The 25,632-nt window shown below is 72.3% G+C and carries 28 protein-coding genes; 22 read left to right on the forward strand and 6 right to left on the reverse strand.

Features of this window, described 5'->3' with window-relative positions; genetic code table 11:
- The first annotated feature begins 133 nt into the window (after positions 1 to 133).
- Complete coding sequence (dnaE, locus tag ACFV9J_RS08225; protein WP_385351601.1) at positions 134 to 3,673, forward strand: DNA polymerase III subunit alpha; 3,540 nt, start codon at positions 134 to 136, stop codon at positions 3,671 to 3,673.
- Between the two features lie 58 nt (positions 3,674 to 3,731).
- On the opposite strand, the gene ACFV9J_RS08230 is transcribed toward dnaE, so the two are convergent.
- Positions 3,732 to 3,899: a hypothetical protein gene (locus tag ACFV9J_RS08230; RefSeq protein ID WP_361007512.1), complete on the reverse strand. Its 168-nt coding sequence runs from the start codon at positions 3,897 to 3,899 to the stop codon at positions 3,732 to 3,734.
- A gap of 224 nt (positions 3,900 to 4,123) precedes the next feature.
- On the opposite strand from ACFV9J_RS08230, the gene ACFV9J_RS08235 reads away from it, so the two are divergent.
- From ACFV9J_RS08235 to ACFV9J_RS08250, 4 genes are all read left to right on the forward strand, one after another.
- Positions 4,124 to 5,335: an NYN domain-containing protein gene (locus ACFV9J_RS08235; RefSeq protein WP_385351605.1), complete on the forward strand. Its 1,212-nt coding sequence runs from the start codon at positions 4,124 to 4,126 to the stop codon at positions 5,333 to 5,335.
- Between the two features lie 165 nt (positions 5,336 to 5,500).
- Positions 5,501 to 6,475, forward strand: a complete 975-nt coding sequence (locus ACFV9J_RS08240) for an ABC transporter ATP-binding protein (protein WP_385352216.1) — start codon at positions 5,501 to 5,503, stop codon at positions 6,473 to 6,475.
- 107 nt (positions 6,476 to 6,582) lie between these two features.
- Positions 6,583 to 7,407: an ABC transporter permease gene (locus ACFV9J_RS08245; protein WP_003976755.1), complete on the forward strand. Its 825-nt coding sequence runs from the start codon at positions 6,583 to 6,585 to the stop codon at positions 7,405 to 7,407.
- Positions 7,408 to 7,441: 34 nt separating this feature from the next.
- Positions 7,442 to 8,179: an AAA family ATPase gene (locus ACFV9J_RS08250; RefSeq protein ID WP_385351608.1), complete on the forward strand. Its 738-nt coding sequence runs from the start codon at positions 7,442 to 7,444 to the stop codon at positions 8,177 to 8,179.
- 112 nt (positions 8,180 to 8,291) lie between these two features.
- Here the strand turns inward: ACFV9J_RS08250 and ybaK are convergent, their stop codons facing one another.
- From ybaK to ACFV9J_RS08270, 4 genes are all read right to left on the reverse strand, one after another.
- Positions 8,292 to 8,810, reverse strand: coding sequence for a Cys-tRNA(Pro) deacylase (gene ybaK / locus ACFV9J_RS08255; protein ID WP_385351611.1), 519 nt, complete (start codon positions 8,808 to 8,810; stop codon positions 8,292 to 8,294).
- 13 nt (positions 8,811 to 8,823) lie between these two features.
- Positions 8,824 to 9,564, reverse strand: a complete 741-nt coding sequence (locus ACFV9J_RS08260; RefSeq protein ID WP_385351614.1) for an LON peptidase substrate-binding domain-containing protein — start codon at positions 9,562 to 9,564, stop codon at positions 8,824 to 8,826.
- Between the two features lie 11 nt (positions 9,565 to 9,575).
- Positions 9,576 to 10,706 (reverse strand): hypothetical protein, encoded by a 1,131-nt coding sequence (locus tag ACFV9J_RS08265; protein ID WP_385351616.1) that lies wholly within the window; start codon positions 10,704 to 10,706, stop codon positions 9,576 to 9,578.
- Positions 10,707 to 10,853: 147 nt separating this feature from the next.
- Positions 10,854 to 12,431 (reverse strand): oxidoreductase, encoded by a 1,578-nt coding sequence (locus ACFV9J_RS08270; protein ID WP_385351618.1) that lies wholly within the window; start codon positions 12,429 to 12,431, stop codon positions 10,854 to 10,856.
- Positions 12,432 to 12,630: 199 nt separating this feature from the next.
- Between ACFV9J_RS08270 and hisD the strand changes: the two genes are divergently transcribed.
- From hisD to ACFV9J_RS08325, 11 genes are all read left to right on the forward strand, one after another.
- The gene (hisD, locus tag ACFV9J_RS08275) at positions 12,631 to 13,974 is read left to right on the forward strand and encodes a histidinol dehydrogenase (RefSeq protein WP_385351620.1); all 1,344 of its coding nucleotides are present in this window, start codon (positions 12,631 to 12,633) and stop codon (positions 13,972 to 13,974) included.
- Positions 13,971 to 15,080 carry a histidinol-phosphate transaminase gene (locus ACFV9J_RS08280; RefSeq protein WP_385351623.1) on the forward strand — a complete coding sequence of 370 codons (1,110 nt, stop codon included), beginning with the start codon at positions 13,971 to 13,973 and terminating at the stop codon, positions 15,078 to 15,080. The genes hisD and ACFV9J_RS08280 overlap by 4 nt, the downstream gene beginning before the upstream one ends.
- Entirely contained in the window at positions 15,077 to 15,670 is a 594-nt protein-coding gene (gene hisB / locus ACFV9J_RS08285) for an imidazoleglycerol-phosphate dehydratase HisB (protein WP_030186039.1), read from the forward strand. Before ACFV9J_RS08280 ends, hisB begins: the two co-directional genes overlap by 4 nt.
- 3 nt (positions 15,671 to 15,673) lie before the next feature.
- Entirely contained in the window at positions 15,674 to 15,838 is a 165-nt protein-coding gene (locus ACFV9J_RS08290) for a hypothetical protein (protein WP_385351626.1), read from the forward strand.
- Entirely contained in the window at positions 15,829 to 16,497 is a 669-nt protein-coding gene (hisH, locus tag ACFV9J_RS08295) for an imidazole glycerol phosphate synthase subunit HisH (protein ID WP_385352218.1), read from the forward strand. Before ACFV9J_RS08290 ends, hisH begins: the two co-directional genes overlap by 10 nt.
- A gap of 50 nt (positions 16,498 to 16,547) precedes the next feature.
- On the forward strand, positions 16,548 to 17,273 hold the full coding sequence (gene priA / locus ACFV9J_RS08300; RefSeq protein WP_385352220.1) for a bifunctional 1-(5-phosphoribosyl)-5-((5-phosphoribosylamino)methylideneamino)imidazole-4-carboxamide isomerase/phosphoribosylanthranilate isomerase PriA: 726 nt from the start codon (positions 16,548 to 16,550) through the stop codon (positions 17,271 to 17,273).
- Complete coding sequence (locus ACFV9J_RS08305) at positions 17,270 to 17,674, forward strand: RidA family protein (protein WP_385351629.1); 405 nt, start codon at positions 17,270 to 17,272, stop codon at positions 17,672 to 17,674. Before priA ends, ACFV9J_RS08305 begins: the two co-directional genes overlap by 4 nt.
- Entirely contained in the window at positions 17,671 to 18,426 is a 756-nt protein-coding gene (hisF, locus tag ACFV9J_RS08310) for an imidazole glycerol phosphate synthase subunit HisF (protein WP_385351631.1), read from the forward strand. The genes ACFV9J_RS08305 and hisF overlap by 4 nt, the downstream gene beginning before the upstream one ends.
- A 67-nt stretch (positions 18,427 to 18,493) precedes the next feature.
- The gene (locus tag ACFV9J_RS08315; protein ID WP_030186025.1) at positions 18,494 to 18,712 is read left to right on the forward strand and encodes a hypothetical protein; all 219 of its coding nucleotides are present in this window, start codon (positions 18,494 to 18,496) and stop codon (positions 18,710 to 18,712) included.
- Positions 18,709 to 19,083 (forward strand): hypothetical protein, encoded by a 375-nt coding sequence (locus tag ACFV9J_RS08320; RefSeq protein WP_385351635.1) that lies wholly within the window; start codon positions 18,709 to 18,711, stop codon positions 19,081 to 19,083. Before ACFV9J_RS08315 ends, ACFV9J_RS08320 begins: the two co-directional genes overlap by 4 nt.
- 4 nt (positions 19,084 to 19,087) lie before the next feature.
- Entirely contained in the window at positions 19,088 to 20,350 is a 1,263-nt protein-coding gene (locus ACFV9J_RS08325; protein ID WP_385351638.1) for an MFS transporter, read from the forward strand.
- 10 nt (positions 20,351 to 20,360) lie between these two features.
- Here the strand turns inward: ACFV9J_RS08325 and ACFV9J_RS08330 are convergent, their stop codons facing one another.
- Complete coding sequence (locus ACFV9J_RS08330) at positions 20,361 to 20,996, reverse strand: TIGR03085 family metal-binding protein (protein WP_385351641.1); 636 nt, start codon at positions 20,994 to 20,996, stop codon at positions 20,361 to 20,363.
- Between the two features lie 81 nt (positions 20,997 to 21,077).
- Here ACFV9J_RS08330 and hisI point away from each other — a divergent pair, with 81 nt between their 5' ends.
- The 6 genes from hisI to trpC all read left to right on the forward strand — a co-directional run bounded on the left by hisI (position 21,078) and on the right by trpC (position 25,548).
- Positions 21,078 to 21,464, forward strand: coding sequence for a phosphoribosyl-AMP cyclohydrolase (hisI, locus tag ACFV9J_RS08335; RefSeq protein WP_385351644.1), 387 nt, complete (start codon positions 21,078 to 21,080; stop codon positions 21,462 to 21,464).
- Between the two features lie 11 nt (positions 21,465 to 21,475).
- A complete protein-coding gene (locus tag ACFV9J_RS08340) occupies positions 21,476 to 22,993 on the forward strand; it encodes an anthranilate synthase component I (protein ID WP_385351646.1) in 1,518 nt (505 codons plus the stop codon).
- Between the two features lie 83 nt (positions 22,994 to 23,076).
- Positions 23,077 to 23,712: a TIGR02234 family membrane protein gene (locus ACFV9J_RS08345; protein ID WP_109031862.1), complete on the forward strand. Its 636-nt coding sequence runs from the start codon at positions 23,077 to 23,079 to the stop codon at positions 23,710 to 23,712.
- 108 nt (positions 23,713 to 23,820) lie between these two features.
- A complete protein-coding gene (locus ACFV9J_RS08350; protein ID WP_356864286.1) occupies positions 23,821 to 24,072 on the forward strand; it encodes an HGxxPAAW family protein in 252 nt (83 codons plus the stop codon).
- Between the two features lie 102 nt (positions 24,073 to 24,174).
- Complete coding sequence (locus ACFV9J_RS08355; RefSeq protein ID WP_385351650.1) at positions 24,175 to 24,621, forward strand: DUF2752 domain-containing protein; 447 nt, start codon at positions 24,175 to 24,177, stop codon at positions 24,619 to 24,621.
- 117 nt (positions 24,622 to 24,738) lie between these two features.
- On the forward strand, positions 24,739 to 25,548 hold the full coding sequence (trpC, locus tag ACFV9J_RS08360) for an indole-3-glycerol phosphate synthase TrpC (RefSeq protein WP_385351652.1): 810 nt from the start codon (positions 24,739 to 24,741) through the stop codon (positions 25,546 to 25,548).
- Positions 25,549 to 25,632: the final 84 nt, after the last annotated feature.

The raw sequence follows: 25,632 nt of genomic DNA on the forward strand, positions 1-25,632 counted from the left end.
GGGGTGCGGGAGTGCCCGCCCCAGAAGGTACGCGTGGGGGGCCTCGGAGTGTCAGTGGTGAGGCATAGACTTCGACGCTGACCCCCCGGATCGACCGCCGCCAGTCGTCCCCAGTTTTCCCAGGAGGCCGCACGTGTCAAAGCCGCCGTTCACGCACCTGCACGTCCACACCCAGTACTCGCTGCTGGACGGTGCCGCGCGGCTCAAGGACATGTTCGACGCGTGCAACGAGATGGGCATGTCGCACATCGCCATGTCCGACCACGGCAACCTGCACGGGGCGTACGACTTCTTCCACTCCGCGCAGAAGGCCGGGGTCACCCCGATCATCGGGATCGAGGCGTACGTCGCGCCCGAGTCCCGGCGCAACAAGCGCAAGATCCAGTGGGGCCAGCCGCACCAGAAGCGGGACGACGTCTCGGGTTCGGGCGGTTACACCCACAAGACCATGTGGGCGACGAACAGCAAGGGTCTGCACAACCTCTTCCGCCTCTCCTCCGACGCCTACGCCGAGGGCTGGCTGCAGAAGTGGCCGCGGATGGACAAGGAGACCATCAGCCAGTGGTCCGAGGGCATCGTCGCCTCCACCGGCTGCCCCTCCGGCGAGGTGCAGACCCGGCTGCGCCTCGGCCACTTCGACGAGGCCCTGAAGGCCGCCGCCGACTACCAGGACATCTTCGGCAAGGACCGGTACTTCCTGGAGCTGATGGACCACGGCATCGAGATCGAGCACCGGGTCCGCGACGGTCTCCTGGAGATCGGCCGGAAGCTCGGCATCCCGCCGCTGGTGACGAACGACTCGCACTACACGTACGCGCACGAGGCGACCGCCCACGACGCCCTGCTGTGCATCCAGACCGGCAAGAACCTCTCCGACCCGGACCGCTTCCGCTTCGACGGCACCGGCTACTACCTGAAGTCGACGGACGAGATGTACGCCATCGACTCCTCCGACGCCTGGCAGGAGGGCTGCGCCAACACGCGCCTGATCGCCGAGATGATCGACACCACCGGCATGTTCGAGAAGCGCGACCTCATGCCGAAGTTCGACATCCCCGAGGGCTTCACGGAGATCACCTGGTTCCAGGAGGAGGTCCGCCGCGGCATGGAGCGCCGCTTCGCGGGCCAGGTCCCCGAGGACCGCCAGAAGCAGGCCGAGTACGAGATGGACGTCATCATCCAGATGGGGTTCCCGGGGTACTTCCTGGTGGTCGCCGACTTCATCATGTGGGCCAAGAACCAGGGCATCGCGGTCGGCCCCGGCCGAGGCTCCGCGGCCGGTTCGATCGTGGCGTACGCGATGGGCATCACCGACCTCGACCCCATCCCGCACGGCCTGATCTTCGAGCGATTCCTGAACCCCGAGCGCGTCTCCATGCCCGACGTCGACATCGACTTCGACGAGCGCAGGCGCGTCGAGGTGATCAGGTACGTGACCGAGAAGTACGGCGCCGACAAGGTCGCCATGATCGGCACCTACGGCAAGATCAAGGCGAAGAACGCCATCAAGGACTCCGCGCGCGTGCTGGGCTACCCGTACGCGATGGGGGACCGGCTCACCAAGGCCATGCCCGCCGACGTCCTCGGCAAGGGCATCGACCTCAACGGCATCACGGACCCGACCCACCCGCGCTACAGCGAGGCCGGCGAGATCCGCGGGATGTACGAGGCCGAGCCGGACGTCAAGAAGGTCATCGACACCGCCAAGGGCGTCGAGGGCCTGGTCCGGCAGATGGGCGTGCACGCGGCCGGCGTGATCATGTCCAGCGAGCCCATCGTCGACCACGCCCCGATCTGGGTCCGGCACACGGACGGCGTGACCATCACGCAGTGGGACTACCCGCAGTGCGAGTCGCTCGGCCTGCTGAAGATGGACTTCCTCGGCCTGCGCAACCTCACGATCATGGACGACGCCGTCAAGATGGTGAAGTCCAACAAGGGCATCGACCTCGACCTGCTGTCGCTGCCGCTGGACGACCCCACGACCTTCGAACTGCTGCAGCGCGGCGACACGCTCGGCGTCTTCCAGTTCGACGGCGGCCCGATGCGCTCCCTGCTGCGGCTGATGAAGCCGGACAACTTCGAGGACATCTCCGCCGTCTCCGCGCTCTACCGCCCCGGCCCCATGGGCATGGACTCGCACACCAACTACGCGCTGCGCAAGAACAGCCTCCAGGAGATCACGCCGATCCACAAGGAGCTGGAGGAGCCCCTCCAGGAGGTCCTCGCGGTCACCTACGGCCTGATCGTCTACCAGGAGCAGGTGCAGAAGGCCGCCCAGATCATCGCGGGCTACTCGCTCGGCGAGGCCGACATCCTGCGCCGCGTGATGGGCAAGAAGAAGCCCGACGAACTGGCGAAGAACTTCGTCCTCTTCCAGGCCGGAGCCCGGAAGAACGGCTACAGCGACGAGGCCATCCAGGCCCTGTGGGACGTCCTGGTCCCCTTCGCCGGCTACGCCTTCAACAAGGCGCACTCGGCCGCCTACGGCCTGGTCTCGTACTGGACCGGCTACCTGAAGGCGAACTACCCGGCCGAGTACATGGCCGCCCTGCTCACCTCGGTCAAGGACGACAAGGACAAGTCGGCCGTCTACCTCAACGAGTGCCGGCGCATGGGCATCAAGGTGCTGCCGCCCAACGTCAACGAGTCCATGTCGAACTTCGCCGCCCAGGGCGACGACGTGATCCTCTTCGGCCTCTCCGCCGTGCGCAACGTCGGCACCAACGTCGTCGAGTCGATCATCAAGTGCCGCAAGGCCAAGGGGAAGTACGCGTCCTTCCCCGACTACCTGGACAAGGTCGAGGCGGTCGTCTGCAACAAGCGGACGACGGAGTCGCTGATCAAGGCCGGCGCCTTCGACGAGATGGGGCACACCCGCAAGGGCCTCACCGCGCAGTACGAACCGATGATCGACAACGTGGTCGCGGTCAAGCGCAAGGAGGCGGAGGGCCAGTTCGACCTCTTCGGCGGCATGGGCGAGGAGGCGAACGACGAGCCCGGCTTCGGACTCGACGTGGTCTTCGGCGAGGACGAGTGGGACAAGACCTATCTGCTCGCCCAGGAGCGGGAGATGCTCGGTCTCTACGTCTCCGACCACCCGCTCTTCGGCCTGGAGCACGTGCTGTCCGACAAGGCCGACGCGGGCATCTCCCAGCTCACCGGCGGTGACTTCGGCGACGGCGCGGTCGTCACCATCGGCGGCATCATCTCGGGCCTGCAGCGCAAGATGACCAAGCAGGGCAACGCCTGGGCCATCGCCACCGTCGAGGACCTGGCCGGCTCGCTGGAGTGCATGTTCTTCCCGGCGACCTACCAGCTGGTGTCCACGCAACTGGTCGAGGACGCCGTGGTGTTCGTCAAGGGGCGCCTCGACAAGCGCGAGGACGTGCCCCGGCTGGTCGCGATGGAGCTGATGATCCCCGACCTGTCCAACGCGGGCACCAACGCGCCCGTCGTCCTCACCATCCCGGCGACCCGCATCACGCCGCCGATGGTCAGCAGGCTCGGTGAGATCCTCACCCACCACCGGGGCGACAGCGAGGTGCGGATCAAGCTCCAGGGGCCCACGAAGACGACGGTGCTGCGCCTGGACCGGCACCGGGTGAAGCCCGATCCGGCGCTGTTCGGCGACCTGAAGGTGCTGCTCGGGCCGTCCTGCCTGGCGGGCTGAGCGGAGAAACGAGCGAGGGGCGCCCCCGGTTGCCGGGGGCGCCCCTCAGTCGTGGACGTCAGTTGTGGCCGAAGCGCTTGTTCCGCTTGCGGGAGGCCGCGTCGCCGGGCGTCGTCAGCTGCGGGGAGTGCTGCTCCTCGCGGTCCAGTACGGCCGACTCGGCGGCCTGCGGGGAGCGCTCGGCCTGCGGGTGCTTACGATCACGGTTGTTCTTGTTCTTGGCCATGGTGATCTACCTCCTGAGGGGGATCTAGGGGCCAGGGCCGGAACCAGATTCACATAGGCCAACAAAGAACGCATATCGGGCAATTACCGTCCGTGACGCGGTCCGAGCGGTCACGGGGTGCCGAAACGCCACGCCGAAGATCGAGTTCGGGCCGTTAACCTCCGCGTGGTCGGGCAGACTCGAAGGAAGCCCGAAGCAAACCTCCCGGAAAGAGGGTGGACCGCGTGGACCGCTGCATCGTCCTGGTGGACGCCGGGTATCTGCTGGGGGCCGCCGCGAGTCTCCTGGCGGGGGAACCCTCGCGTTCGCGCATCACCGTCGATCACGCCGCCCTCATCCAGGGGTTGCGCGACCGCGCCGAGTCCGACACGCAACAGCCCCTGCTGCGCATCTACTGGTTCGACGGCGCCCCCGACCGCGTTCCGCAGCCCGAACACCGGCGGCTGCGCGTGATGCCCAGGGTCACCGTCCGGCTCGGCGCGCTCACCCGCAGTGACGGACGGTGGGCGCAGAAGGGCGTGGACGCCGCCATGCACGCCGAACTGACCGAACTGGCCCGCAACCGCGCCTGTTCCGACGTCGTCCTGGTGACCGGCGACGGCGACCTGCTGCCCGGCATGATGGCCGCCAAGGAGCACGGCGTCGCCGTCCACCTGTGGGCCGTGCAGGCCGCCGACGGCGACTACAACCAGTCCGAGGACCTGGTCGCCGAGGCCGACGAACGCCGCGTCCTGGACCGTACGTGGATCACGAAGGCCGTACGCGCCAAGGAACTCGGCGGCATCTGCGCGCCGCCGCCCGTACCCCGCCCCGAGATCGCCGCGATCCTCTCCGCGCCGCTGCCCGAGTCCGCGCTCTCCGCCGCCCAGCGCCCCGCCGAGGCGCCCGAACACCCCACCACGGCCGCCGCCGGACCGTCCGGCACCGAGGAACGGGTACCGCCCGCCAAGGGCGTCCCCACCCCCAAGGACCTCGCCGCCCTGCGCGCCCCCGGCGCCCACCCCGCCCCGCAGCCGGCCAACGCCACCCTGCGCTGGTCCTCCGACAAGGGCTGGGTCGACCGGCCCGCCGCCGAGCCCTCCGAGGCCGCCACCCTGCCCACGCTGGCCCAGCTCACCACGGCCGAGCAGCGCTGGGCCGACCGCGAGGAGGACATCACCACGGTCGGCGGCGACCCGTACGAGGTGGGGCAGGTCTTCGCCCGGCGCTGGCTGGAACGGCTCGGCGACCACGGCCACCTGCAGAAACTGTCCGGGATGTACCCCCGCATCCCGCACCGCGTCGACGGCGAGCTGCTGCGCTACGCGGCCCGCTTCGGACTGCTCGCGCACAAGGACGACCAGATCGACGAGCACGACCGGTACGCCATCCGGGCCGGGTTCTGGCGCGAGATCGACGTGCGCACGGCGACCGAACGCACGCCGGCCGCCGAGTGAGACACCCCTGCGCCCCCGTGCTCCCCGGCGCTCCAGGGCCGAACCGACACCTGCTGAATCGACACTTATGGGCGGACCCGGGAGCGGGCCGGGGGGACCGACCCCGTAGTCTCCTCCCTTGTGAGTACGCGCGCGGCACAGGCACCTCGACCCGGTGGCGATGCCGTGTGCGTGGTGCGCGCACTGACCAAGACCTATCCGGCGGTGCGCGGCAGGCGCGGGGTACCCGCCGCCCCCGAGGTGCGGGCCACCGACGACGTCACCCTGGACATCCGCCGCGGTGAGATCTTCGGACTGCTCGGACCCAACGGCGCCGGCAAGTCCACCCTCGTCCGCCAGCTCACCGGGCTGATGCGGCCCGACGGCGGCAGCGTGGAGATCCTCGGGCACGACATCGTGCGCCACCCGGAGCGGGCCGCCCGGATCCTCGCCTACCTGGGGCAGGAGTCCAGCGCCCTGGACGAGCTGACCGTGTCGCTCGCCGCCGAGACCACCGGGCGGCTGCGCGGCCTGGAGGTGCGCCGGGCCCGCGCCGAGCGGGACGCCGTGCTCGAGGAACTGGGCCTGACCGGGCTCGCCGCCCGCCCGATCAAGAAGCTCTCCGGCGGCCAGCGCCGCCTGGCCTGCTTCGCCGCCGCACTGGTGGGGGAGCGCCCGCTGCTCGTGCTGGACGAACCGACCACCGGCATGGACCCGGTGGCCCGGCGCGCGGTGTGGTCGGCCGTCGACCGGCGGCGCGCCGAGCACGGCGCCACCGTGCTGCTCGTCACCCACAACGTCATCGAGGCCGAGACCGTGCTCGACCGGGTCGCCGTCCTCGACCGGGGACGCGTGATCGCCTGCGACACGCCCGCCGGGCTCAAGGAGCAGGTCGCCGGAGAGGTCCGCGTCGACCTGGTGTGGCGCGAGAGCGCGCCGCTGAACGTCCCGGAGGTCGCCGCCCTGCGCGACCGCGTCGTCGAGTCGGGACGCCGCTGGACCCTGCGGCTCGCCCCCGAGGAGGCCCGCGCGGTCGTCGCCACCGTCACCGGCGGCGCCGCCTTCGCCGCCCTGGACGACTTCACCCTGGCCACGCCCAGCCTGGAGGACGTGTACCTGGCCCTGGGCGGCGCCGCGCGGCAGGGGCTGGTGAGGACGTGAGCACGCGAGCGATGAGCACACCGGCTGCCGCATCCGTACCCGTCGGGGCGAGCGCCCCCGCCCGGGCGACCGCTTCGAACGACCCGAGCGAAGGGGAGCTGCGCGACGTGAGTGTCGTACCCGCCGATGCCCTGCGGGGTGCCGCCCCGGCGGCCGAGGGGCGGCGCGCGGCCGGTCCGGCCGCGCTGGGACCGAAGGCACGGCTGTGGCCCTCGCTGGTGGCCGTGTACCGGGCACAGCTGTCCCGGGCGCGGGTCGCGCGCATCCCGCTGCTGTTCGTGGCGACCTTCCAGTCCGTCGGCATCATGATCCTCATGCGCGGCGTCGTCGACGGCGGCGGCGAGGCACGGGCCGTGGTCGCCGGATCCGCGGTGCTCGTCGTGGCCTTCGTCGCGCTGAACCTCCTCGCCCAGTACTTCGGCCAGCTGCGCGCCAGCGGCGGCCTCGACCACTACGCGACGCTGCCCGTTCCGCCGGCCGCGGTGGTGCTGGGCGCGGCGGGCGCCTACGCGTCCTTCACCGTGCCCGGGACCGTGGTGACCGCGGTGTTCGGATGTCTGCTGTTCGGGCTGCCGATGACCCACCTGTGGGTGCTGGTGGCCGTGATCCCGCTGGCGGGCGCCGCCCTCGCCGGACTGGGCGCGGCGCTGGGGCTGCTCGCCCCCCGGCCCGAGTTCGCCACCCTCCTCGGCCAGCTCGGCATGTCGGCGGCGCTGCTGCTCGGCGTGCTGCCGCCCGAACGGATGCCGCAGGTGGTCCGCCTGGCCCGGGACCTGCTGCCCTCCACGTACGGGGTGGAGGCCTTCGCGCGCACCTTCGGCGAGCGGCCCGACTGGGGCTTCGTCCTCGGCGACCTCGCGGTGTGCGCCGCGGTCGGGGTGATCTCGCTGGCCGTGGCCACCTGGGCCTACCGCCGGGCCGCCGTCCGGTGACGCGCCGCACAGGCGGGTTTGGCACGATGGCACGGTGACCGCACCCTTGACCCCGCCACCGCCGCCGAACGAACGCCCGTCGTACCAGGGCGGGCCGGTGCCGCCGCCCGTCGGCGCGCACGCGGTGGGAGCCGCGCCCGGCGGTTCCCACGACCCTTACGGCACGTACGGCGAACAGGACGGCCCCGGGATGTTGACCGAAGTGCGGCAGGCCGCCGTGACCGCGTTGGCGGTCGCGCTCTTTGGTGCGCTGCTGGGCGTGCTGTGGTGGAAGCTGGCACCGAGCGTGCCGCTGGTGGGTCAGATCCTCGACGACAGCTGGGTCGTCTACCTCAAGGACTCCGAGGGCGAGCAGGCGATCGGCGTCGACGGAACGTTCACGCTGCTCGCGCTGGCGTTCGGGGCGCTCAGCGCGGTCGTGGTGTTCCTGCTGCGGCGGCGCGGGGGCGTGCCGCTGGTGGTGGCCCTCGGTGTCGGCGGGCTGCTCGGATCGCTGCTGGCGTGGCGGCTCGGGGTGTGGCTCGGGCCGACGCAGGACGTGATCGCGCACGCGAAGGACGTCGGTAAAGGGGTGACGTTCTCCGCCCCGCTCAAGCTGGGCGCCAAGGGCGCGCTGCTGGCGTGGTCGCTCGCGGCCCTGGTGGTCCACCTGGGGCTGACGGGACTGTTCGGGCCCCGGGACCCGGAGCCCGATCCGTGGCCGGCACCGGGGCAGTACCCGTCGGCACCGGGGCAGTACCCGTCGGCGCCGTACGGGGACAAGTCGGCCTAGGCCGGTCGGCGGCCGTGGTTCGCCCGGCCCTTTTTGGTGCGCCAGCGGCGTTTGCGCGTTCGCTTCGACATGTCCTGTCTGATTAGCCGACGACAGGCGCCCTGTCGAGGGGTCAGGCACGCCCGATCGGCGCCAGCACCGCATCCGTGAGCTTGGCCAGGTCGTCGGGGGACAGCTCGACCTCCAGGCCGCGGCGGCCCGCCGAGACGCAGATCGTGGCGTGCCCGGAGGCCGACGCGTCCAGGACCGTCGCCAGCCGCTTGCGCTGGCCCAGCGGGGAGATGCCGCCGCGCACATAGCCCGTGGTGCGCTCGGCGAGCGCCGGGTCGGCCATCGCCGCGCGTTTGCCGCCCACCGCGGCCGCCAGCGCCTTGAGGTCCAGTTGGCCCGCCACCGGCACCACCGCGACCGTCAGGGCGCCGTCGACGTCGGCCACCAGCGTCTTGAACACCCGCTCCGGCGACACACCCATCGCCTCGGCCGCCTCCTCGCCGTAGGACGGGTGCGCCGGGTCGTGCTCGTAGGCGTGGACCGTGTACGTCACCCCGGCCGCCGTGAGCGCCACCGTCGCGGGCGTGCCGCCCGGCTGCTGCTTCTTCGCCCTGCCGGGCTTGTTCGGCTTCTTCGCCATGCGGGCCGGCACCTCAGTTGAGACTCGTCGGGCCGCGCGTCAGTTCCTGCGCGGGCAGGGACGGCAGCGTACGGATGATGGCGGTCTCCGAGCGAAGGAGTTTCAGCTCGTCCCGCAGCCGCGAGGCGGTGTCCGGGGCCTGCAGCAGGCGCTGCTTCGTCGGCGTGTCCAGCATCATCGCGGCGGCGACCAGGTAGGAGACCACACCCGGTTCGTCGGGGAGGTCGGCGCCGGTCGCCAGTGACCGTTCGCGGGCCCCCGCCAGCCGCTTCTGGTACTGCCGGAAGGACCGCAGCACGCCCTCCGCCAGGGCACCCGCCTCGTCGCCCGGCTCCTCGGGCAGCGGCTCCAGCTCGGCCGTCAGGAACGGTCCCGAGGCCTCCACCGAGAGCAGCCGCATCCGGGTCGTGCCGGTCGCCAGCACCTCGAAGGTGCCGTCGGCCCGCTCGCGGACCGTCGCCGCGTCCGCGACGCAGCCCACCTTGTGGAACGCCTTGAGCGGGTCGGTCCCGAACCCGGCGGTCGGCCCGCGCTCGGGGGTGGCCGTGGGGTCGGGCAGGCCGGGGGCGGTCTGGGCCACCTCGAAGCCGTCGCGGATCGCCACGACGGCGAACCGGCGTGGTTCGTCCTCGGGGGTCTTCAGCAACTCGCGCATCATGGCGCGATAGCGCTCCTCGAAGATGTTGAGCGGGAGCACCAGCCCCGGGAACAGGACCGAGTTCAGGGGGAAGAGGGGGAGCCGGACGGTGGTCACGACGCAGAAGCCTAATGGTCGCCGGGGCGGACGCGTTCGCCGTGCCCGTTCCGTGGCCGCCCAGGAGCCGCCGTACCGGTCGCGGGGGCCGCTTCCCCGGGGTGCGCACGGACGTCCGCGCGCACCCGCAGGAAGCCGCCGAGCGGGTCGTCCGTGTCCCGGTCCCACGGGAAGGACGTGACGTACGGGCCGGTCAGCCGCAGTTGCTCCGCCGCGTCCTGGTGGCGTTCCAGGCGTACGAGGACGTAGACGAGCAGGTTCCGCAGTTCCGCCGCCCAGGGATCGGCCGCCGGGTGGGCCGCCGAGAGGGTGATCGCGTGGTCGGCGGCGGCGTCCAGACGGGGGCGGTGGGTGCGTACGGCGGCAGCGACCGCGCCGCCGGTGCGGGTGTCGGTGCCTGTGCCGGTGCCGGTGGCAGTCAGGCAGGTGAAGGCCGCGTGCAGCGGCAGCGCCCTGACGAGCGCTTCCTCGGGGGCCTCCTGGGCGGCCGTCTCCGCGAAGTCGAGGCACTCGCCGTGGGCGTCGGGCGAGGCGGCGGCCAGGTACTCCAGGGCGGCGACGTGACTGCCGTAGTGGTGCGGGGTGCGGCGGACCGCCTGCTCCCACAGGCGCTCGAACTCGGCGTGCTCGGCGCCCGCGCCCCGTGCGGCGTCCAGCGCGGTGCGCCACGGCACCGGGTCGGCGGGGCCGGCGGCCTCGGCGGCGGCGACCACGGTGGGGATCACCTGGCGCAGGAGTTCGGTGCGGGCCGGTGAGTCCCAGTGGCGGTGGACCGCCAGGCGGGCCGCGACCAGCAGGGCGTCCGGATCGTCCGGGGCGGCGGCGCGCCAGGTGTCGAGCCACTCGGAGCGGAAGCGCGCGAAGGCGGCGAGCCGGGTCGCGTAACGGTCGCGATGGTCCCATTCGGCGTCGAGGCGGGTACCGGCGAGGAGGCGTGCCGCGGGGCCGTGCTCGCCGTGGGCCGCGGCGACGAGGGCCGGGGCGAGGCGGTCGTCGGGGGCGTCGAGGAGCACGTCGTCGTCTTGGGCGGGCCGGGGTGACCGGGAGCGGGCCCGGGCAGCCGCGGTCCGCAGGAACGCGCGCAGCATGGCCAGTACGACGGCCGAGGGTTCGGGATGGTTGTGCGGCCCGGGCTCCGCCATCGGCCGTTCGGGTTCCCACCGGCACCACCCGCGCCACCCGTGCGGGCGACCCCGGCGACTCGTCCCGCCGTCGGCGGCGTTCCGGTGGCGGTTGGGGTGCGCCCTCCGTGGCGAGGAACGGGTGACCGTGTCCGCGGGCCGGAGGAGTCAGCTTCGGCGGAGGAGGCGGGTGGCGCCCGCCGCCACGGTGGTCGCCAGGACCCAGCCCAGCAGGACCAGGGCCGTGGACAGCCACTGCCAGCCGCCGTGCAGCTGCCAGGAGCCGGCCTGGCCCAGGTCGATCACCGGGAGGAGGAGGTCGAGGGCGAAGAGCGCCGGGTTCCAGTCCGGGTGTTCGCCGCTCTTCAGCGGGGGCGGGTCCGCGCGGGCGAAGGCGAGGGAACCGGCCGCCCACAGGACCGCCATCCACACCGCCGCCCGGCCCGGCCGGTATCCGTAGGCGACCGTCCAGTCCTGGGCGTAGCCCACCAGCTTCGCGGCGACCGGCAGGCTCTCGCGGCGCCTGCGGTGCTTGGCGAGCAGCACCTCGCGGGCGTCCTCGTCCTCACCGCCGGCCCGCAGCACGGCGGCCAGGCGCTCGTACGGCTCCGGGTTGTACTCGGCGGTCGCGGCGCCCACCCAGCGCAGCCGCTTCTGCAGCGGGAACGGCCCGCGCGGCACCAGGTTCTCGTAGGCGAAGCCGCCCATGTGCAGCCGGCCGGGGCCCGGCCAGCTGTCCGCCCGGTCCATCAGGTTGACCACCCGCGCCCCCGACAGCACCACCCGCCCGCGCGCCGGACGCTCGCCCAGGAAACGCAGCTCGGGCGTCTGCACCCGGCGCAGCGACAGCTCCTGGTCGTCGGTGAAGGTGAACCGGGCGTGCTCCAGGTCCAGCGCGTCGCCGAACCGCCCGTCGTCGAGCCGCACCCCGCCCTCGCACTCGAAGCGCTGGATCCGGGTGCCCTGCGCGGGCGTGGTGCCGCGCAGCAGCGGGCTGCCCAGGCCCGCCGGGGTCAGGTACAGCGTGCGCTCCACCGTCAGCTGCGGGGCGTTCAGCGCGTGCCGCGTGTACGGGTTCAGCAGGCGGGCGCCGCGCAGGCTCAGCGACACGCCGACCTGGGCGCTGCGCAGGCTCACCTCGCCGTGCGACTCCAGCATCTCGGCCTGGAGGTCCTGCCCCACCGTCATGCCGTCCGCGGCGATGGACCGCCCGCTGCGGTCCCGGTGCACGATCGCCTGGTTGAGCAGCAGGTCGGTGCCTATCTGCGCGTCCGTGAGCCGGATGCCGCCCGGGAAGCGGGAGCGCGGCAGGTGCAGGTCGCCCTCGGTGTGCAGCCGGGCCGCCTCCAGGCGCGGCACCGCGCAGTCCACCAGCCGCACCGTCGTGAACCGGGTCTCCGGCAGCAGTACCTCCCGCTCGAAGCGACAGCGGCGCAGCTCGACGTAGGGCACCACCGTGCCGCCCGCCAGATCCATCGTGTCGCTGATCCGCACCCCCACGAGCTGCAGCGAGGACACCCGGCCCGCGAGCGCCGGCGGGCCGTCGAGAAGCAGCCAGCACACGACGCGGGCCCGCACGGTCCGCTCCGGCCCCCACGGATGCCCGCCGTGCGGGTCGTCGACCAGCGTGTCGCCGCTGCTCAGGTCGTACACGCTGCCGTTGCGGAAGGCCTGCCACATGCCGGCCTCGGCGGTGGTCAGGTCGTCCGGCAGCTCTCCGTCACGGTGGCGGGCCCCCTCGGTCACGGTGCTTCACTCCCTCCCCAACTACTCGCCGGTCGCTCACGCTTCGTACAACCGTTCATGCCCACTGCGTGACTGTCTGAACACTCAAAGTGAGCGCGGATCGCGCGAGTTCACCGTGGGCCGGGAGGTCCGTCGCGTTCTGTATCAGCCATTGATACGCGCGGACCGTGCCGGACGCGGGTCTGAGAGAATTGGTTCCGTGATCTCCCGAATCGATCTGCGCGGCGACGCCCTCCCCGAGGGCCCCGCCCTGCGCGACCTGCTGCCCCGAGCCGACTTCGACGTCTCGGTCGCCCTGGAGAAGGTGCGTCCGATCTGCGAGGCCGTGCATCATCGCGGGGACGCGGCGCTGATCGACTTCACCGAGCAGTTCGACGGCGTCCGGCTGGAGCGGGTGCGGGTTCCGGCCGAGGAGCTGACCCGTGCGCTGGAGGGCCTCGACCCGGAGGTGCGCGCGGCCCTGGAGGAGTCCATCCGCCGTGCCCGTCTCGTCCACCGCGAGCAGCGCCGCACCACGCACACCACGCAGGTCGTGCCCGGCGGCTCGGTCACCGAGAAGTGGGTGCCGGTCGAGCGGGTCGGGCTCTACGCGCCCGGCGGCCGGTCGGTCTACCCGTCCTCCGTGATCATGAACGTGGTGCCCGCCCAGGAGGCCGGGGTCGGCTCGATCGCGCTCGCCTCGCCCGCGCAGGCCCCCGCTTTTGAGAACGACCCGGCCGGCGGCATCCCGCACCCCACCATCCTGGCCGCCTGCGCCCTGCTCGGCGTCGACGAGGTGTACGCCGCGGGCGGCGCCACCGCCGTGGCGATGTTCGCGTACGGCACCGAGTCCTGCCCGCCCGTCAACATGGTCACCGGCCCCGGCAACATCTGGGTCGCCGCCGCCAAGCGCTTCTTCACCGGGAAGATCGGCATCGACGCCGAGGCGGGTCCCACCGAGATCGCCGTCCTGGCGGACTCGACCGCCGACCCGGTGCACGTCGCCTCCGACCTGATCAGCCAGGCCGAGCACGACCCGCTGGCCGCCGCCGTCCTGGTCACCGACTCCGTGGAGCTGGCCGACGCGGTGGAGAAGGAGCTGAAGCCGCAGGTCGAGGCCACCAAGCACATCGAGGACCGGATCCGCCCGGCCCTGGCCGGCCGCCAGTCCGCGATCGTCCTCGTCGACGGCCTGGACGAGGGCCTGCGCGTCGTCGACGCCTACGGCGCCGAGCACCTGGAGATCCAGACCGCCGACGCCGCCGCCGTCGCCGACCGCGTCAAGAACGCCGGCGCGATCTTCGTCGGCCCCTGGGCGCCCGTCTCCCTCGGCGACTACGCGGCCGGGTCCAACCACGTCCTGCCCACCGGCGGCTGCGCCTGCCACTCCTCGGGCCTGTCCGTGCAGTCCTTCCTGCGCGGCATCCACATCGTCGACTACACGCGCGACGCGCTCGCCGAGGTCGCGCACCACGTGGTGACGCTGGCCGAGGCCGAGGACCTGCCCGCGCACGGAGCGGCGATCAAGGCGAGGTTCGAGTGGAAGGTCCCCGAGAACAAGTGACGTTCGGCATCGACGATCTCCCCGTACGGGACGAGCTGCGCGGCAAGTCCCCCTACGGCGCGCCCCAACTGGACGTGCCGGTACGGCTGAACACCAACGAGAACCCCTACCCGCTGCCCGAGGCGCTGGTCGAGCGGATCACCGAGCGGGTCCGCGAGGCCGCCCGCGACCTCAACCGCTACCCCGACCGGGACGCGGTCGAGCTGCGCACGAAGCTCGCCGAGTACCTGACGAACACCTCCGGACACCCGCTGGACGTGAGCAACGTCTGGGCGGCCAACGGCTCCAACGAGGTCATCCAGCAACTGCTGCAGACCTTCGGCGGGCCGGGCCGCACCGCGATCGGCTTCGAGCCGTCGTACTCGATGCACGGCCTCATCGCGCGCGGCACCGGCACCGGCTGGATCTCCGGGCCGCGGCACGAGGACTTCACCATCGACGTGCCCGCCGCCGAGAAGGCGATCGCCGAGCACCGCCCGGACGTCGTCTTCGTCACCACCCCCAACAACCCCACCGGCAACGCGGTCCCCGCCGAGACGGTCCTCGCCCTCTACGAGGCCGCCCAGGCGGCGAAGCCGTCGATGGTCGTGGTCGACGAGGCGTACATCGAGTTCAGCCACGGCGCCTCGCTGCTGCCGCTCCTCGACGGCCGGCCGAACCTGGTCGTCTCCCGCACCATGTCGAAGGCGTTCGGCGCGGCGGGCCTGCGCCTCGGCTACCTCGCCGCGCACCCGGCCGTCGTCGACGCCGTCCAGCTCGTACGGCTGCCGTACCACCTGTCCGCCGTGACGCAGGCGACCGCGCTGGCCGCCCTGGAGCACACGGACACGCTGCTGAAGTACGTCGAGCAGCTGAAGACCGAGCGGGACCGGCTGGTCGCCGAACTGCGCGCCATCGGCTACGCGGTGACCGAGTCCGACGCCAACTTCGTCCAGTTCGGGCGGTTCGCGGACTCCCACGCGACCTGGCGGAAGATCCTCGACCGGGGCGTCCTGGTCCGGGACAACGGCGTACCGGGGTGGCTGCGGGTCACCGCCGGCACCCCGCAGGAGAACGACGCGTTCCTCGACGCGGTACGTGAAGTCAAGAAGGAGCAGCACACATGAGCCGCGTAGGGCGCGTGGAGCGCACCACTAAGGAGACCTCGGTCCTCGTCGAGATCGACCTCGACGGCACCGGCAAGACCGACATCGCCACCGGCGTCGGCTTCTACGACCACATGCTCGACCAGCTCGGCCGGCACGGTCTGTTCGACCTGACCGTGAAGACCGACGGCGACCTGCACATCGACTCCCACCACACCATCGAGGACACCGCCCTCGCGCTGGGCGCCGCCTTCAAGCAGGCCCTCGGCGACAAGGTGGGCATCTACCGCTTCGGCAACTGCACGGTCCCGCTGGACGAGTCCCTCGCCCAGGTCACCGTCGACCTGTCCGGCCGCCCCTACCTCGTGCACACCGAGCCCGAGAACATGGCGCCGATGATCGGCGAGTACGACGTGACGATGACCCGGCACATCCTGGAGTCCTTCGTCGCCCAGGCCCAGGTCGCCCTGCACGTCCACGTGCCCTACGGGCGCAACGCGCACCACATCGTGGAGTGCCAGTTCAAGGCGCTGGCCCGGGCCCTGCGCTACGCCTCGGAGCGCGACCCGCGCGCGGCCGGCATCCTGCCTTCCACGAAGGGCGCGCTGTAACCCATGAACGGTACGTCCACCGCACTGATCCTCGTCGGCCTCTTCCTGGCCGGCGGTATCTACTCCTTCGCCAAGCAGCAGATGCCCAAGGGCCTGATCGTGCTGCTCTGCATCGGCGCCGGCATGTGTCTGCTCGCCGGCGTCCTGAGGCTGGAGGTCTGGAATTGACCGCCGAGACCTCCGCCGCCTCGCGCGCCAAGCGGGTCGTCGTCTTCGACTACGGCTTCGGCAACGTCCGCTCCGCCGAGCGCGCCCTCGCGCGCGCGGGAGCCGACGTGGAGATCACCCGCGACTACGACAAGGCCATGAACGCCGACGGACTGCTGGTCCCCGGCGTCGGCGCCTTCGCCGCCTGCATGGACGGCCTCAAGGCGGCCCGCGGCGACTGGATCGTCGACCGCAGGCTGTCCGGCGGGCGCCCGGTCATGGGCATCTGCGTCGGCATGCAGATCCTCTTCTCGCGCGGCATCGAGCACGAGGTGGAGGCCGAGGGCCTGGACGAGTGGCCCGGCACGGTCGGACCCCTCCAGGCCGACGTCGTGCCCCACATGGGCTGGAACACGGTCGAGGCACCGGCCGACTCCCAGCTCTTCGCGGGCCTGGACGCGGACGCCCGCTTCTACTTCGTGCACTCCTACGCCGTCCACGAGTGGACCCAGGAGTCGCACAACCCGCTGATCGCCGAGCCCAGGGTCACCTGGTCCACCCACGGCAAGCCCTTCGTGGCCGCCGTGGAGAACGGCGCGCTGTGGGCCACCCAGTTCCACCCCGAGAAGTCCGGCGACGCCGGAGCCCAGCTCCTCACCAACTGGATCGAAACCCTCTAGAGATGAGCCCGGTAGAAGAGATGAGCCCGGTAGAGATGAACCCGGTAGAGATGAGCAAGCTCGAACTCCTCCCCGCCGTCGACGTCCGCGACGGCCAGGCCGTCCGCCTCGTGCACGGCGAGTCCGGCACCGAGACCTCCTACGGCTCCCCGCTGGAGGCCGCCCTCGCCTGGCAGCGCTCCGGCGCCGAGTGGCTGCACCTGGTGGACCTGGACGCGGCGTTCGGCACCGGGGACAACCGCGCGCTGATCGCCGAGGTCGCGCAGGCCATGGACATCAAGGTGGAGCTGTCCGGCGGCATCCGCGACGACGACACCCTCGCCGCCGCCCTCGCCACCGGCTGCACCCGGGTGAACCTGGGCACGGCCGCCCTGGAGACCCCCGAGTGGGTCGCCAAGGTCATCGCCGAGCACGGTGACCAGATCGCGGTCGGCCTGGACGTACGGGGCACCACGCTGCGCGGCCGCGGCTGGACCCGCGACGGCGGCGACCTCTACGAGACGCTGGACCGCCTGAACAAGGAGGGCTGCGCCCGGTACGTCGTCACCGACATCGCCAAGGACGGCACCCTCCAGGGCCCCAACCTGGAGCTCCTGAAGAACGTCTGCGCGGCCACCGACCGCCCGGTCGTGGCGTCGGGCGGCGTCTCCTCCCTGGACGACCTGCGCGCGATCGCCGGGCTCGTCCCGGCCGGTGTCGAGGGGGCCATCGTCGGGAAAGCCCTCTACGCGAAGGCGTTCACCCTGGAAGAGGCCCTGGAGGCTGTGTCCACATGACATCCGAAGCCGTACGGCGCGTGCAGAGCGGAAGTCCCTGGGAAGAGTCCTTCGGTTTCGCACGGGCCGTGGCGGCGGGTGACCGTGTCATCGTGGCGGGCACCACCGCCTTCAAGGGCGACATGCTCTACGGCGAGGGCGACCCGTACGAACAGACCAAGGTGGCCTTCGGCACCGCCGTCGAGGCGATCGCCGAGTTCGGGCTCGGCATCGAGTCCGTGATCCGGACCCGTGTGTACCTGGCGCATTCGCGCGATGTCGATGAGGTGGGCCGCGCCCACAAGGAGCTGTTCGACTCCGTACGCCCTGCCACGACCCTGCTGGTCGTGGAGGGCTTCATCGACTCGCGGGTCCTCGTGTCGGTCGAAGTGGAAGCGTATAGAGGAGCCGTGGATTCATGACCCTGGCGGTCCGAGTCATCCCCTGCCTGGACGTGGACGACGGCCGGGTCGTCAAGGGCGTCAACTTCCAGAACCTGCGCGACGCGGGCGACCCCGTCGAGATGGCCAAGGTGTACGACGCCGAGGGCGCCGACGAACTGACCTTCCTGGACATCACCGCCTCGTCGGGCAACCGCGAGACGACCTACGACGTGGTGCGCCGCACCGCCGAGCAGGTGTTCATCCCGCTGACCGTCGGCGGCGGGGTGCGCACCGCCGAGGACGTCGACAAGCTGCTGCGGGCCGGTGCGGACAAGGTGGGCGTCAACACCGCCGCCATCGCCCGCCCCGACCTGATCCGCGAGATCGCCGAGCGCTTCGGGCGCCAGGTGCTGGTGCTGTCGGTCGACGCCCGCCGCACCGAGGCGGGCACCTTCGAGGTGACCACCCACGGCGGCCGGCGCGGCACCGGCATCGACGCCGTGGAGTGGGCGCACCGGGCCGCCGAGCTGGGCGCGGGGGAGATCCTGCTCAACTCGATGGACGCGGACGGCACGAAGGACGGCTACGACCTGGAGATGCTGGCGGCGGTGCGCAAGCACGTGAGTGTCCCGGTCATCGCGTCCGGCGGCGCGGGCAGCCTCGCCCACTTCGCCCCGGCGGTCGAGGCGGGCGCGGACGCGGTCCTTGCGGCGTCCGTCTTCCACTTCGGCGACCTGCGGATCGGCGAGGTGAAGACCGCCCTGCGGGGGGCGGGTCACCCCGTTCGGTAGTTCGAGGAGTCACCCTTGGTAGTGAACGTGGTAGTGGTCCCGGTGGCGGTCCCGCTAAGGTGCTCATATGCCTGGGATCACGATTGAGTTCACCGAGGAAGAGCTGGCCGAGCTGCGTGCCGAGGCCAAGGAGCAGGGCGTCGCGATCAAGCGTCTCGCGCACGACATACTGACCGAGGACGTGGTGCGCCGACGGCAGAAGCAGCGGTTCGTGGAGGGGGCGTCGAAGTACGCCCGCGAGATCATGGCCGACTTCGAAGAGCGCTTCCCGGCGGGACTGCGGTGACCCTCTACGTCGACGCCGGCTGGGTCCTCTGCGTGCAGGTGGAGGTCTCACCGCCGAACACGCCCATCAGGGATTGGGGCGCCCTTCACTGCATGGCCGAGAGGCATCGGTACGAGCGTGTCGCGGGAGAGCCCTATTACGAGGAGATCCCGGCTCGAGCGGCCACGTTCCTGCACACCGCGCTAAGGCTCCGCCCGTTCACGGACTACAACGCGTCGATCGGCATCGGCTGCATTCGGGCGTACATGGAGGCATCCGGAACACCGGTCGACCCGCGACCCGGCGACTGGGCCAAACTCGTCTCCGACATCCGCAGCGACGAGGCCGACCTCAACGAAACCGCCCGCCTGCTGCGCGACTGGGCTGCCTGACCCGGTGTCCGACCTCACCGACATAGCCGACCGGCAGGCCGGCTCCATTCCCGCTCGCCCCGCCCACCGCGACCCCAACGTCCTGCGCTGGGTCGGGGCCTACACCGCGTCGATGCTCGGTGACAGCGTCTTCTTCCTCGCGCTGTCCTGGGCCGCCGTGCGGCAGGGCAGTCCCGCCGAGGCCGGGATCGTCACGGCCGTGAGCGCCGTGCCGCGTGCGCTGCTCATGCTCGGCGGGGGAGTGGTCGTCGACCGGCTGGGACCGCGCAGGGTTGTCATCGCCAGCGACGCCGTACGGTGCGCCGCGGTCCTCGCGGTGGCCGCGCTGCTCTTCGCCACCGCCCCGGGACTGTGGCTCCTGGCCCTGCTCGCCCTCGTCTTCGGCGCGGTGGACGCCCTCTTCATGCCCGCCGTCGGGGCGCTGCCCGCGCGCATCACCGCCAAGGGCCAGCTCGCCCGCGTCCAGGGCATGCGCGGCCTCGCCGTCCGCCTGTCCTCCGTCGTGGGCGCCCCGCTCGGCGGCCTCGGCGTGGCGCTCGGCGGCGCCGCGGCGGCCTTCGCCCTCGCCGGTGTGCTGATCGCCGTGTCGGTGCCGCTGCTGGTCTCCGTACGGATGCGCGAGCTGCCCCCCGACGACACGGCCACCGCCGAGGGCGGCACCGCGTGGCGGGACCTGCGGGACGGGCTCCGCTACATTCGCCGGCACCGCGTCCTCGGGCCCCTGATGCTGGTCATCGCCCTCGGCGACCTCGGCTTCGTCGGCCCGCTCAACATCGGCCTGACCCTGCTCGCCGACGAACGCGGCTGGGGAGCCTCCGGCATGGGCTGGGTACTCGCCGGTTTCGGGGTCGGCGCCGGGACGGCCGCCCTGCTGCTGACCGTCCGGGGACGCGTGCCGCACGCCGGGTACGTCGTCGCCGGCGCCCTCGTCCCCGGCGCGGTGGCGATCGGCGCGCTGGCGCAGGCCCCCGCCCTTGTGGTGGCCGTCGGGACGGCGCTGCTCATCGGGCTGCTCGCGGGCCTCAGCGGCGCGCTCTGCGGGGCCCTGCTCCAGACGCAGTCCGCTCCCGCTCTGCTCGGGCGCGTCACCGCGGTCTCCGGCATCGTCAGCCTGGGAATCGCCCCGCTGAGCATGCCGCTGTCCGCCGCCGCCATCGGCGTCTGGGGCACCGGCCCGGTCTTCGCCGTCAGTGCCGTGGTGTGCGGCCTCGGCGGGGTCGTCGCCCTGTGCGCGCCGGGTGTGCGGCGGGCCGAGCTGCCGAAGTGAGCGGCGGAGGTCAGATGCCCAGCTGCTTCGTCTCCCGCAGCTTGGCGATCGCGTTCTCCTCGCCCGCCAGCTCCACCTTCGCGGCGCCCTGCCGGCCGTACGCGAACAGCAGCAGCTCGGACGGCTCGCCCGTCGCCGTCACCACCGGCGTGCCCCGGTGGGCGACCGTCGTCTGGCCGTTCGGGCGGCGCAGCACCAGGCCCGTCGGGATGCCCCGGCCCATCAGCCGGGCGGCCCGCTCCAGGCGGGACCACAGGGCGTCCTGGAAGACCGGGTCCAGCTCGCGCGGCGACCAGTCCGGCTGGGCGCGGCGGACGTCCTCGGTGTGGACGTAGAACTCCACCGTGTTAGCCGCCTCGTCCACCTGCTTGAGCTGGAAGGGGGAGAAGCGGGGCGGGCCGGTGCGGATCAGCTGGAGCAGCTCCTCGTACGGCTTGGCGCCGTACTCCTCCATCACCCGGTCGAGGCGGGACGCCAACGGCTTGATCAGGGTGCCCCCGGCCGCGTCCGGACGCCGCTCGCGCACCACCACGTGCGCGGCCAGGTCACGGGTACCCCAGCCGTCGCACAGGGTCGGGGCGTCCGGACCCGCCGTCTCCAACAGGTCCGCGAGCAGAAGTCGTTCACGCTTGGCGAAAGTCGACATGCGGTCAGCCTACGGCGGCCGGCCGGGTCCGCCCAATGGACATCCCGGGGGCGTGTCCTTCCCACGCGGCACAATGGGCGCATGACCAGCAGCTCCCCCACCGGCGGCAGCCCCCGGCGTCCCGGCCCGCTCGCCCCGGAGATCGCCGACCGCCTCAAGCGCAGCGCCGACGGCCTCCTGCCCGCCATCGCCCAGCAGTACGACACCGGAGAGGTGCTGATGCTCGGCTGGATGGACGACGAGGCGCTGCACCGCACGCTGACGACCGGCCGCTGCACCTACTGGTCGCGCAGCCGCCGGGAGTACTGGGTCAAGGGCGACACCTCGGGCCACTTCCAGTGGGTGAAGTCGGTCGCCCTGGACTGCGACGCCGACACCGTGCTCGTCAAGGTCGACCAGGTCGGCGCCGCCTGCCACACCGGCACCCGCACCTGCTTCGACACCGACGTGCTCCTCGCGGGTCAGTAGGGTCTGCCGCCATGGACGTCACGCATGACATGGACCTCGACACCTTCCGCAAGCTGGCCGCCGACCGCCGGGTGATCCCGGTGAGCCGCAAGCTCCTCGCCGACGGCGACACCCCGGTGGCGCTGTACCGCAAGCTCGCCGCCGAGCGCCCCGGCACCTTCCTGCTGGAGTCCGCGGAGAACGGACGCGCGGCGTTCCAATGGTCCCGCTACTCCTTCATCGGCGTCCGCAGCGCCGCCACCCTGACCGAGAAGGACGGCCAGGCGCACTGGCAGGGCACCCCGCCCGTCGGCGTCCCCACCGACGGCGACCCGCTCGCCGCCCTGCGTGCCACCGTCGAGGCCCTGCACACCCCGCGCGACCTCGCCCACGACCTGGGCCTGCCGCCCTTCACCGGCGGCATGGTGGGGTACCTCGGGTACGACATCGTGCGCCGCCTGGAGAAGGTCGGCCCGGGGGAGCGCGACGACCTGAAGCTGCCCGAGCTGACCATGCTGCTCACCAGCGACCTCGCCGTCATGGACCACTGGGAGGGCTCGGTCCTGCTGATCGCCAACGCGATCAACCACAACGACCGGGACACCGGCGTCGACGAGGCCTACGCCGACGCGATCGCCCGCCTGGACGCCATGGAGGCCGACCTCACCCGCGCGGTCGCCCAGCCCCCGGCCGCGCTGCCCCCCTCCGAGCTGCCCGAGTACACCGCGCGGTGGGGCGGCCCCGACTTCCAGGACGCCGTCGAGGACATCAAGGAGCGCATCCGCGCGGGCGAGGCCTTCCAGGTCGTCCCCTCCCAGCGCTTCGAGACGCCCTGCACGGCGAGCGCGCTCGACGTCTACCGGGTCCTGCGCGCCACCAACCCCTCCCCGTACATGTACCTGCTCCGCCTCGACGGCTTCGACGTCGTCGGGTCGTCCCCCGAGGCGCTGGTCAAGGTCGAGGACGGGCGCGCCATGGTGCACCCCATCGCCGGCACCCGCCCGCGCGGCGCCACCCCGCAGGAGGACCAGGCCCTCGCCGACGAACTGCTCGCCGACCCCAAGGAGCGCGCCGAGCACCTGATGCTGGTCGACCTCGGCCGCAACGACCTCGGACGCGTCTGCGAGCCCGGCTCCGTCGAGGTCGTCGACTTCATGTCCGTCGAGCGGTACTCGCACGTCATGCACATCGTCTCCACGGTCACCGGCCGGGTCGCCCCGGACCGCACCGCCTTCGACGTCCTCACCGCCTGCTTCCCGGCCGGCACCCTGTCCGGCGCGCCCAAGCCGCGCGCCCTGCAGATCATCGACGAACTCGAACCCTCCCGGCGCGGCCTGTACGGCGGCTGCGTCGGCTACCTCGACTTCGCGGGCGACTCCGACACCGCCATCGCCATCCGCACCGCCCTGCTGCGCGACGGCACCGCCTACGTCCAGGCGGGCGCGGGCGTCGTCGCCGACTCCGACCCGGTCGCCGAGGACACCGAGTGCCGCAACAAGGCGGCGGCCGTGCTGAGGGCCGTACACACGGCCAACCGGCTGGCGCAATAGGGCCAACCGGTCGGACCGGTGGGGCGATTCTCACGCCCCCAATGCGAACCCCGGGTGACGGTTCGCCCGGGGTTCGGGTGATAGTGGAGTACGTGACAGCCGTTCCTCACCCCCGTACCCCAGCCGCAGGACCCGCCCGGGCCGGCCGCCGGAGCCTCGCCGTCGCCCTGCTGTGCGGCGCGCTCGGCGCCGCCGTCGCCCTGCTCGCCACCCGGCAGGAGTGGGCGGAGGGCACCGCGACGGTGGCCGGCGGCGCGTTCACCCTGACCGCCAAGGGCAGCGACGTCACGGGCGTACCCGCGTCGCTCGCCATAGTCGGCCTCGCCGCGCTCGTCGCCGTCTTCGCCGTCCGCCGGGCCGGCCGCTTCGCCGTCGCCGCGCTGCTCGCGCTGAGCGGCGCGGGCACCGTCGCCGCCGCCCTGGCCGGCGCCTCCGACAGCTCCGCGCTCGACGACCAGGCCGCGAAGGCGGCGGGCGACACCTCGGCCACCGTCGACGCGCTCTCCCACACCGCCTGGCCGTACGTCGCGGCCGTGGGCGGCGCCCTGCTCCTGCTGGCCGGGCTGCTCGCGCTGCGCTACGGCCGCCAGTGGCCCGCGATGTCCGGACGCTACGAACGCGGCGGCGCCCCGCGACGCAGGCCGCAGACCGTCGACCCGGACCGCCCCGAGGACCTGTGGAAGGCCATCGACCGCGGCGAGGACCCCACCAGCGCCTGACCGCCGTTCACCCACTGGAGCACCCCCGCTCACGGCGCGTGCCCCCGTGCGGGACAATGGGTGCGAGCGTCCTGCTCAGACATGGCACACAGCAACGAGGAGCAAGCAATGGCGGGCAGCAGCCACGGTCACACCCCGGCCGCCTGGACCGGTGTCATCATCGCCTTCATCGGTTTCTGCATCGCGGGCATGTTCATGGTGGCGGCCCAGCCGTGGGGCTTCTGGGCCGGCCTGGCGGTCGTGCTCCTCGGTGGTGTCGTCGGCTACATCATGCGCATGATGGGCCTCGGCCAGCCGAAGAAGAACCACCCCGTGCACCAGGTCGCGGGCGAGCGTGCGGAGGCCGGCGCCAAGGGCTGACCGGGCGCGGCGGTCACGGACCTCCCGAGGGGCGGATCGGCACCACCGTGCCGGGACCGCCCCTCACGTGCGTGCGGGGGCCGCCGGAGGCAGAATGCGGGCGTGGACGTCGAGAGCGGGAAACCCGGCCGGACCAGCTTCCCCCTGCCGCGCGGCGCGGCTCTTCGCCTCGCCGTCCCGGCCGGAGTGCTCGCGGCCGTCGCCGGGGCCTTCGCCTACGTGGGGAGCGTGGACCCCTACGAGCCCGGCCACTACCCCGTCTGCCCCCTGCTGCGCTTCACGGGCGTCTACTGTCCCGGCTGCGGCGGCCTGCGCAGCGCCCACGCCTTCGTCCACGGCGACCTGACGGCCGCGCTGCACGCCAACGTGCCCGCCGTCCTCGCCTATCTGGGCTTCGCCGTCCTGTGGACCGTCTGGGTGATCCGCGCGGCCCGGGGACGTCCCGTGCGCGTCGACCTCGGACCGGTCCACCTGTGGACGCTGGGGACGTTGCTGCTGGTCTTCACCGTTGTCCGGAACCTGCCGTTCGGTGGCTGGCTGCTGCCTTGATCATCCATGGGGCGTCCAGGTACTGGGACTGGGATCGGGTGGATGCGGGCCCGGTGCCCGGCTGCGGATACCATCACAGTGACCACACGTTTTGCCGTCTGAAAGGGGGCCGCTCGCGTGAGTGTGCTCGACGAGATCATCGACGGAGTCCGTGCCGACCTCGCGGAGCGGCAGGCGCGCGTCGGCCTCGACGAGCTCAAGGAGCGCGCGGCCAAGGCTCGCCCCGCCAAGGACGGCGTGGCCGCGCTGCGCGGCGACGGCGTCAAGGTCATCTGCGAGGTCAAGCGCTCCAGCCCCTCCAAGGGCGCGCTGGCGGCCATCGCCGACCCGGCCGGGCTCGCCGCCGACTACGAGGCGGGCGGCGCCGCCGTCATCTCCGTCCTCACCGAGGAGCGCCGCTTCGGCGGCTCGCTGGCCGACCTGGACTCGGTCCGCGCGCGCGTGGACATCCCCGTGCTGCGCAAGGACTTCGTCGTCACCTCGTACCAGCTGTGGGAGGCCCGCGCCCACGGTGCCGACCTCGTGCTGCTGATCGTCGCGGCCCTCGAACAGCCGGCCCTGGAGTCGCTGATCGAGCGAGCCGAGTCCATCGGCCTCACCCCGCTGGTCGAGGTGCACGACGAGGACGAGGTCGAGCGCGCCGTGGACGCGGGCGCCAAGGTCATCGGTGTCAACGCGCGCAACCTGAAGACGCTCGAAGTGGACCGCGGCACGTTCGAACGGGTCGCCCCGGAGATCCCCGCGCACATCGTCAAGGTCGCCGAGTCCGGCGTCCGCGGCCCGCACGACCTCATCGCCTACGCCAACGAGGGCGCCGACGCCGTGCTGGTCGGCGAGTCCCTGGTCACCGGCCGGGACCCGAAGACGGCGGTCTCCGACCTGGTGGCGGCCGGCGAACATCCCGCACTCCGCCACGGCCGGGGCTGACCCCCGGTAGGCTGACCCCGATGACCTCCGCACTCACTCCGGCCCCCCGGGACCCGTACGCCCGCCTCGCGCGCGGCTGCCGGC

It is taken from the genome of Streptomyces sp. NPDC059906 (genome assembly GCF_042730645.1).
Classification (GTDB): domain Bacteria; phylum Actinomycetota; class Actinomycetes; order Streptomycetales; family Streptomycetaceae; genus Streptomyces; species Streptomyces rubrogriseus.

Bases quoted from the DNA above. Each gene is read 5' to 3' on its own strand.
- ACFV9J_RS08230 (WP_361007512.1), bottom strand. From the start codon at position 3,899: ATGGCCAAGAACAAGAACAACCGTGATCGTAAGCACCCGCAGGCCGAG.
- ybaK (WP_385351611.1), bottom strand. From the start codon at position 8,810: ATGGCGAAGAAGCCGAACAAGCCCGGCAGGGCGAAGAAGCAGCAGCCG.
- ACFV9J_RS08265 (WP_385351616.1), bottom strand. From the start codon at position 10,706: ATGGCGGAGCCCGGGCCGCACAACCATCCCGAACCCTCGGCCGTCGTA.
- hisB (WP_030186039.1), top strand. From the start codon at position 15,077: ATGAGCCGCGTAGGGCGCGTGGAGCGCACCACTAAGGAGACCTCGGTC.
- ACFV9J_RS08290 (WP_385351626.1), top strand. From the start codon at position 15,674: ATGAACGGTACGTCCACCGCACTGATCCTCGTCGGCCTCTTCCTGGCC.
- priA (WP_385352220.1), top strand. From the start codon at position 16,548: ATGAGCAAGCTCGAACTCCTCCCCGCCGTCGACGTCCGCGACGGCCAG.
- ACFV9J_RS08305 (WP_385351629.1), top strand. From the start codon at position 17,270: ATGACATCCGAAGCCGTACGGCGCGTGCAGAGCGGAAGTCCCTGGGAA.
- hisF (WP_385351631.1), top strand. From the start codon at position 17,671: ATGACCCTGGCGGTCCGAGTCATCCCCTGCCTGGACGTGGACGACGGC.
- ACFV9J_RS08315 (WP_030186025.1), top strand. From the start codon at position 18,494: ATGCCTGGGATCACGATTGAGTTCACCGAGGAAGAGCTGGCCGAGCTG.
- ACFV9J_RS08330 (WP_385351641.1), bottom strand. From the start codon at position 20,996: ATGTCGACTTTCGCCAAGCGTGAACGACTTCTGCTCGCGGACCTGTTG.
- hisI (WP_385351644.1), top strand. From the start codon at position 21,078: ATGACCAGCAGCTCCCCCACCGGCGGCAGCCCCCGGCGTCCCGGCCCG.
- ACFV9J_RS08340 (WP_385351646.1), top strand. From the start codon at position 21,476: ATGGACGTCACGCATGACATGGACCTCGACACCTTCCGCAAGCTGGCC.
- ACFV9J_RS08350 (WP_356864286.1), top strand. From the start codon at position 23,821: ATGGCGGGCAGCAGCCACGGTCACACCCCGGCCGCCTGGACCGGTGTC.